Source organism: Micromonospora sp. LOL_024 (assembly GCF_048060415.1).
In the GTDB taxonomy this organism is placed as follows: Bacteria; Actinomycetota; Actinomycetes; order Mycobacteriales; family Micromonosporaceae; genus Micromonospora.
The window spans coordinates 211,691-220,941 of record NZ_JBHMIS010000008.1 but is presented as its reverse complement, the minus strand read 5'-3'; the positions used below and the strand labels follow the sequence as shown (position 1 = coordinate 220,941).

At 68.5% G+C, this 9,251-nt stretch carries 9 protein-coding genes; 3 read left to right on the top strand and 6 right to left on the bottom strand.

Annotated elements, in window-relative coordinates:
* Window positions 1-417 precede the first annotated feature (417 nt).
* A complete protein-coding gene (locus ACFHWY_RS12535) occupies window positions 418-690 on the bottom strand; it encodes a hypothetical protein (protein WP_416580329.1) in 273 nt (90 codons plus the stop codon).
* A gap of 124 nt (window positions 691-814) precedes the next feature.
* Window positions 815-1,771, bottom strand: a complete 957-nt coding sequence (locus ACFHWY_RS12530) for a hypothetical protein (protein WP_416580328.1) — start codon at window positions 1,769-1,771, stop codon at window positions 815-817.
* 785 nt (window positions 1,772-2,556) lie between these two features.
* On the opposite strand from ACFHWY_RS12530, the gene ACFHWY_RS12525 reads away from it, so the two are divergent.
* From ACFHWY_RS12525 to ACFHWY_RS12515, 3 genes are all read left to right on the top strand, one after another.
* On the top strand, window positions 2,557-4,080 hold the full coding sequence (locus tag ACFHWY_RS12525; RefSeq protein ID WP_416580327.1) for a phosphotransferase: 1,524 nt from the start codon (window positions 2,557-2,559) through the stop codon (window positions 4,078-4,080).
* 514 nt (window positions 4,081-4,594) lie between these two features.
* Entirely contained in the window at window positions 4,595-4,735 is a 141-nt protein-coding gene (locus ACFHWY_RS12520; RefSeq protein WP_416580326.1) for a hypothetical protein, read from the top strand.
* Window positions 4,736-4,878: 143 nt separating this feature from the next.
* A complete protein-coding gene (locus ACFHWY_RS12515) occupies window positions 4,879-5,637 on the top strand; it encodes an HAD family hydrolase (RefSeq protein ID WP_416580338.1) in 759 nt (252 codons plus the stop codon).
* Between the two features lie 187 nt (window positions 5,638-5,824).
* Here ACFHWY_RS12515 and ACFHWY_RS12510 read toward each other — a convergent pair whose 3' ends face one another.
* From ACFHWY_RS12510 to ACFHWY_RS12495, 4 genes are all read right to left on the bottom strand, one after another.
* Window positions 5,825-6,013 (bottom strand): hypothetical protein, encoded by a 189-nt coding sequence (locus ACFHWY_RS12510; protein WP_416580325.1) that lies wholly within the window; start codon window positions 6,011-6,013, stop codon window positions 5,825-5,827.
* Window positions 6,006-6,998, bottom strand: a complete 993-nt coding sequence (locus ACFHWY_RS12505) for a hypothetical protein (protein WP_416580324.1) — start codon at window positions 6,996-6,998, stop codon at window positions 6,006-6,008. Before ACFHWY_RS12505 ends, ACFHWY_RS12510 begins: the two co-directional genes overlap by 8 nt.
* Before the next feature lie 165 nt (window positions 6,999-7,163).
* Complete coding sequence (locus ACFHWY_RS12500; RefSeq protein ID WP_416580323.1) at window positions 7,164-8,033, bottom strand: HAD family hydrolase; 870 nt, start codon at window positions 8,031-8,033, stop codon at window positions 7,164-7,166.
* Window positions 8,030-9,244 (bottom strand): acyl-CoA dehydrogenase family protein, encoded by a 1,215-nt coding sequence (locus tag ACFHWY_RS12495; protein WP_416580322.1) that lies wholly within the window; start codon window positions 9,242-9,244, stop codon window positions 8,030-8,032. The genes ACFHWY_RS12500 and ACFHWY_RS12495 overlap by 4 nt, the downstream gene beginning before the upstream one ends.
* Between the last annotated feature and the right edge of the window lie 7 nt (window positions 9,245-9,251).

Sequence of the window (9,251 nt, the reverse complement as noted above, 5' to 3'; positions counted from 1 at the left end):
GAAGATCGGCGATATCGTCGCCGCAGCCCTGACCATCCTCCACATCGAGCACGGACGAACCACCTGAAACGGCCACTACCCACGGTTACGGCCCGTTACTCGGAATGGCTCAGTAACTGTTCGGACCCGCCAGGCGCGCTACCGACTTCGCCGATTGATCCGCCGGCAGAGTCTTCGTTCAGTGAACAGAGGAGGCGGTAGGCGCTTTCCAGATCTCCAACCAAGGCCTCGTCGTAGTTTTGCACCAACATGTCCGATATGACAGCTATCCAGCCATCTGTGCACCCGAGACGTAACGCGGCGTGTCTCGCGCACGCCACTCTGCTGCCGAAGGCGCCGATTGGTGCAAGCGCCCTCGGCGTGAGTCCCATGACCAACTTGCGAAGCGGCACCCGACCGCGACCCGGAGTGCCGGGGTTATTGCTCGGCCAGGTCCGGGCGCCACATCGTGATCTCGTCGTCGAGGTCGCCGTTGCGGATGTCGTTGAGGGCGACCATGTATCCGACCTCGGTGGCGTCGATGAGCATCCTCAGGACCTCGGTCGGTGCGTCCTGGTAGCCGTAAGCCGACCACACGTTGGCCATCGCCTCGTAGGCCCGCCGCACGTCGCCCGCGCCTTGAGCGGTATTGCCGTGGAGGTTCGTTACGGCCTCGGACCAGCCGATCACATCGCGCTCCGAATAGGACATGCATGAAGTATGCGCGAGGTGATCGCTGCGCGGGAGCCCGCCGTAAGCAATGGGCGAGCCTTCACCGCCGCGGCCGAAGCGGGGGGTTGCCAGGTCTGCCCGCCCCAACTGCCCGGCATGAGGGTTACCAGCCTCGCTGGGCCTGGTAGGGCGGTAGCTGGCCGCGGAGCACCTGCGCGAACTCTGCCCGCAGTCTCGTCAGGTCGATCGGGCGTCCGGCCATGCGTTCGCCCAGCTCGGCGATCGGCCATGTCGCGAGGTGGCCGAACCTCGCCGCGTATACCGCGACGGTGTGCAGCCCGTACCGGTCCGAGTAGTCCATCAGCGTGTACCCAAGTAGCTGGTCGAGGTCGGTGCGCGCCAGCGAGGCAGCACGAGTGCCATCCGCACGGGGCTTGCCTCCCTGGCCGGACTTGATATCGACCAGCATCCCACCAGCGATCAGGTCCGCGTCAGCCTTCAGGTCGGCACTGCCGTCGAAGGTCATGCCGGTCGTCACCGGCCCTGGCGGCAACTCCGACAGCAGCCGCTCGGCCGCCAAATCCCGCATCGCGACCAGGTCGGTCACCTCCGCGTCGGTGGCCAGCCCCAGCAGGTCCGCCGCCCTGCTCGACTCGCTCAGGTGCATGAGTCGGGAGTGCTCCACCGACGCCGCTCGATACAGCTCCACGAGAAGCGCCAGCGCATAGCACACCCGCGCCCACCATTCATCACCACGGTCAGCGAACCCTGCCGGCCGCATCCGCAGTTCCACACCGCCGCCTTCAACGCGGCGGGGTGTGTCTCCGGCCGCGAGTTCGCCAAGCAGTTCCCGACCGGCCCGCACGCACGGCGCCCGCCCCGACAACAGCCCCATCAGGGGCAGGGCGATCGACGGGTTCGGGTCGACGAGCATGCGCAGCCAGAAGTCGATCGCCGCGCCCTGAGTGCCTGGTGCGACTCCGGGCGGCATGGCCAGTCGCTGCGGGCCAGCCGCGACTCGGAACTCTGCCTGGATTTCCTTGTACGCCGGGAACCTCGTCCGCAACCAAACGGCCACCGGACTCCGGGCGTCCTTCACCTCATACGTCAACGCGGACATGACCGGAAGCTACAGAAAGCCACCGACAGAACGCCGAAGGTGATCGCCGATCGTATGCGAATGTGAACCCCATTCTTCGTCCTCACCACCTGCGGCTCCGCCAGCCCGCAGGGCTACGTCCATCCGACTCGCGCCGGCCCGCATCCTGTCGCCGCTCCCAAGATCACATCAAACTCACCATCCGCCCTGGTGTCGGAATTCGCTGTCGGACCTGCTCGACACAGGACTCATCGACTGCGCTGGAGAAAGTCTCCGGCTCTCAACGACAGGGTCGGCCGGAAGGAAGGTGGCTGGGATGGTTGCCGAACCGCCCGGCGGTCAACGGTGGACGCAGACACTGCCGGACGCGGCAGTCCGAGGAGTTGATCGGCAGCCGTCGAGCCAAGTACCTGTCTGCCCTCAACTGGACGTCGTAGGCCGCCACCGGCGAACAGTTGCCGCTGGCCGAAACCCGATGGCGGTGGGCGCGGCTCAGCATCTCGGTCGCATCCTGCTGGTGGTCACCGGTGACACCGCTGACGCGCTGGAGAGTCATAGAGGTCGTGGTGGCGACTCAACCGGGTTACGAATCATGACTATGACGAGCACCGCGGCATGTGCCGTCAACGCCGGCGTGCGGATGCCGATTCCGCCTGGCGTGGATGCGGTGCCCGGCGCGAGCCTGGCCAGCGACGGCGAGGACTTGCATGTCTGGTTCAGCGGCGTCAGCGCCGAGGGGCATCGGCGACTTCATCACGTGGTCCCCGCCCAATACCGTCGTCGGTCTGGAGCCTCTAGCTGGTCAAGTGCTCTCGCTTTCGGTGCTGCGACGGCGGGACGGCTGGTGGATGTGGTACGTCATCCACGGCAGTCGAGGGCGACGTGTGTTCGTAGCCGGCTCCGACGACGGGCTGGTGTGGCAGCGTCTTGGGGTAGCCCTCGACCATGGCGAACCAGGCAGCGCGGACGCCGACGGAGTCGACTGCCCAGCGGTTGTCGGCACCGCCGACGGCATCTTGGTCATGGCCTACGGTGCATGCAGCTCGCGCAGCGTCGCGGCGGCGGTCTCCCGTGACGGTGTCACCTGGCGCAAGCTCGGTCCGATTCTGCACCGCCGGCTCACCGGTCCGGACTCCCGCCGTGTCTGGTACCCAGTGTGGCTGCCCACCGGGCCGGACACGGCTGACTTGCTCTACGCAGGGCAGGACGATCATGGCCGCTGGAGCCTTCTCACCGCCGACCGGATCAACCCCGCGGCGCTGGCCTCCCGGCCCAGCCCTCTCCCCCTGGCCACAGCGGTCGACGCCGCGATCACCCACATCCGCGTCGCCGTCACCGCCGATTACCTGGTCGAGCCCGACTATCACCGGCCCGCTCTGGTCTACCGGTCGCCGGACGGCCGGGTCGAGCAGCTGCGACCCAGCACCAGTCCGGTGTTCGCCGTTCGAGACGGGCATGACCACCCCGCAGGTGTGGTGAAACTCGGCCGGGACCGGGCGAGCGCCGAGCGGGAGTTCTCCGGCCTGCAGACCCTTGCCCGCTTCTACCCGGTCCCTGCGGCGACACTGCACTATCGGCAGGGTCGGGCCGCACTGGTCATGGAGCACCTCGACGGGGTACCCCTTGCCGGGCTGGCCGCCACCGATCCCGACCGGTTCGAGACGGTCCTGGGCGACATTGCCGACCACCTGGCCACCGCCGCGCAGAACACCCTCATGCCGGCCTGTGACCTCGACGGGCCGCCGGATCACACCGAGGAGACCCCGGCCGTCCTCGCGGCCTGGGCGGCCGAGCTCGTCGCCCGACTCCGTCCGTGGGCCCGGCACCGGATCACTGTCGACGGTGACCCGCTCGACTCCACCCTCGCCGATCTCTTCCACCTCACCCACCACAAGCTCAGGCAGCCGCCGCTGTGGGTCGTCCACGCCAGCGGCGACCTGCATCTCAACAACGTGCTCGTCGCTCGCGACGGGCGCCGATGGTGGCTGATCGATTACGAGTACGCCGGGCTGCACGATCTCGAATACCTCCTGGCGAAACTGATCACCTCGTGTGTCAAGCACACGGGGCTGCTCATTGCCCACGCCGCGACCACTCACCATCATCTGCATCTCACCACCTGCCTCGCGCATCCGCTCGCCCGCCGGGTGCTGAGCATGGCGTGGCTGCTGGACCGGCTCGCCGGGCTTCCGGTGGATCGGGAGCGCCTGGCCGCCCATCTGCTGCCGCTGCTGTATTTCCGGTTCACTCCCGAGAACGACGCAGACCCGCCAGCGTTCGGTTTGGCCGCCCTTGTCCTGTCCGCCGACGCGATCCTCCACCGGAGTTGACCTGACGCTGCAGCCGGATCTGTCACGGGGGAAAGAGCATCCGGTTCGAGCATGCCCTCGGCCTGACCGGGTCGGTGGCCGAAGCGGGCGGCTCAGGAAACTCGCAGGTCAGGTCCTTGACTGCGGCCAGCGGCGGGGTGAGCATCAGGGGTGCGGTCCACGCATCGGGCCGTGTCGGGAGCCAGCGAGGTGATGGTCCGCGCGCTGGCCGGCATTCCCCGGCGGCAAGGTGGAACGCCCGACAGCGGCCGGGCCCGCCTCGACCGCAGACCTATCAATGAGACGTGTCGTCCCGAACCCCGTGCTGGGGCGGGGCGCGGCCACTTCCCCGGACGGGAAGTTCGAGGGCCTGCGGTGTACCCGCGTGCGACGTGGTCACCGCGCCGAGAAACGCCGCTCACTCGTGTCCCTGACGTGCGCGCACGCCCGTGAACCTCTGTCGGTAGCGCGACTGGCGTGCGCGCATGCCGGTGCTTCCCGGAGGGAGGTGCACACCATGCCGAAGGAGACCCCAATGACCCGCGAGGCGGCCGACCGGATCCGCGAGGCGGCCGAGCGAGACCCGCACTCGCCGACTGCGCAGGACGGATTCCCCGACCGCGCCGATCGGGCCGTCGACCGCAACGAGGACCAACAGGACCCAGAGGAGGAGTAACCCAACGCGTGTGGGCCCGGCCACCAGGCCGGGCCCACACCCGATGGACGCAGCGCTTACGTACGCCGGAGCACCGTGACCGTCCGTGAGCTCCGCGTCTTCTGCCCGCACGCGGCGCCTGTTGCAGCGACGATGGACGCATGATGCTGTTTCCGCCTGCGGCGCTGCTGCTGGACTTCGGTGGCGTTCTCGTCGAGTCGCCCCGCCACCAGCGGACCCTTCCACCCGACCTGGTTCAGCGGCTGCACACCCTCACGGGACACGCCGTCCCGGTCGACACGATTGTCCGGGACATCACCAACGGAGCCCGTCGGTATTCGCGCTGGCGCGATGACACTAGCCGGGAACGGGGTCCGCGGGAGGCGAGCCACGACCAGGTCTGGGACGAGTTCATCACCGTGGGCTGGCCGGAGGCGGCACGGGCTGCCGTGCGGGCGGAGGCGGTGTCGTTGAGCTACGCGTGGGCGTGGGGCGACAACTGGACCGTACGCGACGGCATCACCGAAGCACTACAGGCAGCGGCGGCGGGTGGGATTCCGATGGTCGTGGTGAGCAACGCGATCAGCGGGGCCGCTCACCGGGACTTCCTCGCCTCCGTAGGTCTCGGGGCGCTGTTCGCCGCCGAGTTGTACAGCGACGAGATCGGGGTACGCAAGCCGAACCCCGAGCTGGCCTGGCGCGCGGCGGACACGATCGCCGCACCGATCGGGAAGTGCTGGTTCGTCGGCGACATGATCGACCGTGACATCGCCTGCGCCCGCTACGCCGGAGCCGGGGCAGCGATCCTCATGCGGTCGTCCCGCACCGCACGGACGGTGCCCACGTCTGGGGTCGAGCCGGATGTCGTCGTGGACGACGGGTACGGGCTGCGAGACCTGCTACGCCAAGCTGGGCTGCGCTGACTGCCGAAGCCGCACGGGACTGCCGAGCCCACGAAACTGTCCGGCGGACACGTCGGCTACGGCGTGAGGCCGTGCAGCTCGCGGCGGGCCCGATTGAGTAAGCCCACGAGTGTGCACGTCACGTCGGCTGTCGCCTTGGGGACAGGTGGCAACGAATGGGCGTTGTCGGCTGTGGAAAGACGGTTGGCTAGGGGTGGCCGATGGTGTCCGTCAGGTGGAGAAGGAGAGCGCAGGCGAGTAGCAGGACCACGAAGCCCGTGAGTGCTCGGGTAAGGCGGCGTCGATACAGCGCCCACGTGAGCGGTGATGCGCCGCCCTTGATCAGTGCCGCGTACAGCACCAGCACCCCGACAGCTCCGGCGATCAGCTCACCCACGACCGCACCTGCTTGCTCCCAGCGGTGCAGCGAGGACGTGCACACCACCAAGGCTGGTGAGACAGCGTGTGGCGGCGGGGTGTTGGCAGCCGGCCGGCGGGGTGTCGGTGTCCGGGGTGCGGCGGCTGTCGGTGTAGAGCCGGTAGCTGTCGGCTTCAGCGGCGATCGCGTCCCGGGCGTGGGGCCCCAGGAGCGGATCTGCGGAGGGGACGGGACCGGTGATGGCGGTGAAGGCGGCGAGGAGCTGGCCGGTGTTCGGATCGATGGTGAGGACGTCGCGTCGTGCCACGCCGGAACGATCGGTGTACGGCAGGGCGAGATCAACGCCGGTCCGCCCGACGCGGTCGGTGACGCCGGTTTGGACGAGGAGGCCGGGTTGCTCGGCGAGGAGCCGGAGGAGCGCGGCACGGACCGGGCGGGTGAGGGCGTGACGTTCGTAGAGCATCGCGACGCCGCCGATGAGGTGCCCCGGGCGGTCCCGGTCGGGGCCGGCGGTGATGAGCAGGTGGGACCGCAGGTCGGTGGCCCTGGTCGGTGGTGGCTGGTCGAACCGGTCGCCCCCGCTCTGGCCTGTCCAGCTGTGGTCTGGACCGTCCGGGGTGCAGCCGGTGGTGCTGATCTGGGTGCTGACCTGCCGGCCGTTCGCGGCGTCGTCGGTGCGCCAGAGTTGGTCGACGCGGATGCGCTGCGGCCATCCGGCCGGTCCGGGTGGGCCGGTGATGTCGCGGTACCAGGTGCGGCGTTCGACGTACTGGTACCTGCCGCTGGTGGTGTCGGCGGGTGCGGTGCTAAGGCTGCTGGCCAGACGGGTCAGCACCGGGCCTGCCGGAACCCATGGCGCGCTGGTCGGGGCCGGAAGCATCGGCGACGGTGCGGCAATGTCCCCACGGTCGGAGGCCGCGTCCCAGCCTGCGGGGATCTGCGTCGCGTCAGCGGTGCGCTGGTGCGGGCCGGTGTGGATCAGATAGGTGAGGACTGGTGTCATGGCGACGGTGAGGGAGACCAACGCCGCCGTCAGTCGTACCGTTCGGGAGGTCCGCGGTCGTCCTGGCGAGGCTGGCGTACGGAGCGGAGTCACGGGGTGTTCCTCATCGTTGTTCTCGGTCGTGGTTATGGGAGTGGTGGCTCGCTGCTGCTGTGGCAGGCGTTGTCAGTCGGCCACGTCGTTCGAGAGGGTGGGCGGTAGGAGGTGAAGTAGGTCGCCGATGGCGTGGGTGACGGTGGGGTACCGGGGCACGGTCGCCGGGTGCGGTGGGATATCCGTCGGCTGGTGGGAGATCCAGATCGGAATCAGGCCGGCTGTTTGAGCGCCCTGGATGTCGGTCCGCCAGTTGTCGCCGATGTGCAGACATCGTGTGGGGTCGACGTTCAGTGCCCGGCTGCAGGCGTGGAAGGGAGCGGCGTGGGGTTTCGCAATCCCGCTGTCCGGAGCACAGATGACGGCGGTGACGAACTGGGTGAGGCCGGCCCTGCTCAGCTTCTGCTGGATCGAAGCGCGCGGCCCGTTGCTGCAGACCGCGATCGGTACGCGGTCTGCCAACGTCCGTATAAGGCGGTGGAGTTCCGGGTCCGGCTCAATTTTGGCGAGCTGGGTGGCGGCGCACGTGTGCGCCAGCCGGCCGAGGTCGATGCTGTCGAGCGTGACACCGATGCTCCGCAGCGCTGTGCCCCAGAACCGTCGACGCAGGTCGTGCAGGCTGTGGGTGCCGGTGTCGGCGGGATGCGTCCAGAAGGTTCCGAACGCTTGGTGGTAGGCAGCGGTCAGCTCGTCCGGATCGACCTGCGAGGACAGTTGAGCTGCGAGTTGGCTTCCTGCTCTGACGCCGTGGGCGAGGCTCGTACTGGTGTCGACGAGGGTGTCGTCGACATCGAAGCTGACGGCCACGGGCGGGCGCAGCGGCGGCGAACCGAGTCGCGTGCGGAGGTAGTCGGCCAGCACCGGCAGCGTGTCGGTGGAACGCCCGAGGTCGTGGGTGGGTGTAAACAGGCGACACGCTCTCGTCGCTAGCGTGGGTGTCATCGCCCCACGCTCATTGCGGATCGGCGGGGTGCGGGGGTTTTGAAGCGGGCGGACCAGGGTGGGGTGGTCGTGCCGAGGGCGTGTTCGGCGAGCCGGAGGAGTTGGATGTCGGAGGTGCCGGCCGGGGCGAAGATGTGCAGGGCGTCTCGGAGGTAGCGCTCCAAGGATGATTGCTGGGGGTGTAGGCCGTGCGCGGCGTGGATCTCCATGGCGGTGCGGGCGGAGTCGATGGCGTACTCGGCGTTGATGAGTTTGGCGTTGATGAGTTCGGCGTCGCAGGGTTGTCCGGTGTCGAGCAGGTGGGCGGCGTGGTAGACGGCCAGTCGGGCGGTCATCAGCCGGGATTGGATGGTGCCGAGGCGCTGTGTGACGACTGGTAGGTGGGCCAGCGAATCGCCGTATCGGTGCTGGCTGGTGGTGTAGGCGATGGTCGTGTCGAGGATCGCCTGGTGCAGGCCGAGGGCGACGGCGGCGAGGTTGGGTCTGCCGTACAGGATGCTGGGGGAGTAAGCGACGTCGAGACCGTCGCCGTCGGTACCGAGCCGGTTGGCCGCGGGGACGCGGCAGTTGTCGAAGACGATCTCGCCGAAGCTGAAGCCGTGCAGTCCCATCGCGGGTTGATGTGGGGTGAGGTGTACGCCGGGGCGGTCGGCTTCGATCAGGAACGCGGACAGGCCACGGGAACCGGGTCCGGTGCGGGCCACGACGCCGTGCAGGTCGCCGATGTGGCTGTTGCCGACGAAGGTTTTGGTGCCGGTGATGAGGTAGTCGTCGCCGTCGCGGACGGCGGTGGTGGTCATGCCGAGCACGTGGCTGCCGGATCCGGGTTCGGTGACGGCGATGGTGGGTAGGCAGGTGCCGGCGGCGATAGCGGGTAGCCAGGTCTGTTTCTGGTGGTCGCTGCCGAAGTGGATGATCTTCGCGGTGCCGAGGTGGGATGCCTGGATCATGGCGCCCATGGCTGCCGAGACGCGGGACAGTTCCTCAATGATGATCGTTTTGGCGAGGTGGCCGAGCCCGAGTCCGCCGTAGGTCGGGTCGATCGTGACGCCGAGCCAGCCCTGGCGGGCGATGTGTCGGGACAGTTCGTGTGCCACGGTCCGGGACGTCTCCAGGTGCGGGACGTGGGGTGCGATCTCGGTCTCGGCGAACGCGCGGACGGTGTCGCGCAGGCGGGTGTGACGGGGGGTAAGGCGGTAGCCGGTGACCATCTGCCGA

Coding starts and splice junctions, on each gene's coding strand:
- ACFHWY_RS12535 (WP_416580329.1), bottom strand. CDS start 690: ATGTCCTATTCGGAGCGCGATGTGATCGGCTGGTCCGAGGCCGTAACG.
- ACFHWY_RS12530 (WP_416580328.1), bottom strand. CDS start 1,771: ATGTCCGCGTTGACGTATGAGGTGAAGGACGCCCGGAGTCCGGTGGCC.
- ACFHWY_RS12520 (WP_416580326.1), top strand. CDS start 4,595: ATGACCCGCGAGGCGGCCGACCGGATCCGCGAGGCGGCCGAGCGAGAC.
- ACFHWY_RS12515 (WP_416580338.1), top strand. CDS start 4,879: ATGCTGTTTCCGCCTGCGGCGCTGCTGCTGGACTTCGGTGGCGTTCTC.
- ACFHWY_RS12505 (WP_416580324.1), bottom strand. CDS start 6,998: ATGACACCAGTCCTCACCTATCTGATCCACACCGGCCCGCACCAGCGC.
- ACFHWY_RS12500 (WP_416580323.1), bottom strand. CDS start 8,033: ATGACACCCACGCTAGCGACGAGAGCGTGTCGCCTGTTTACACCCACC.
- ACFHWY_RS12495 (WP_416580322.1), bottom strand. CDS start 9,244: ATGGTCACCGGCTACCGCCTTACCCCCCGTCACACCCGCCTGCGCGAC.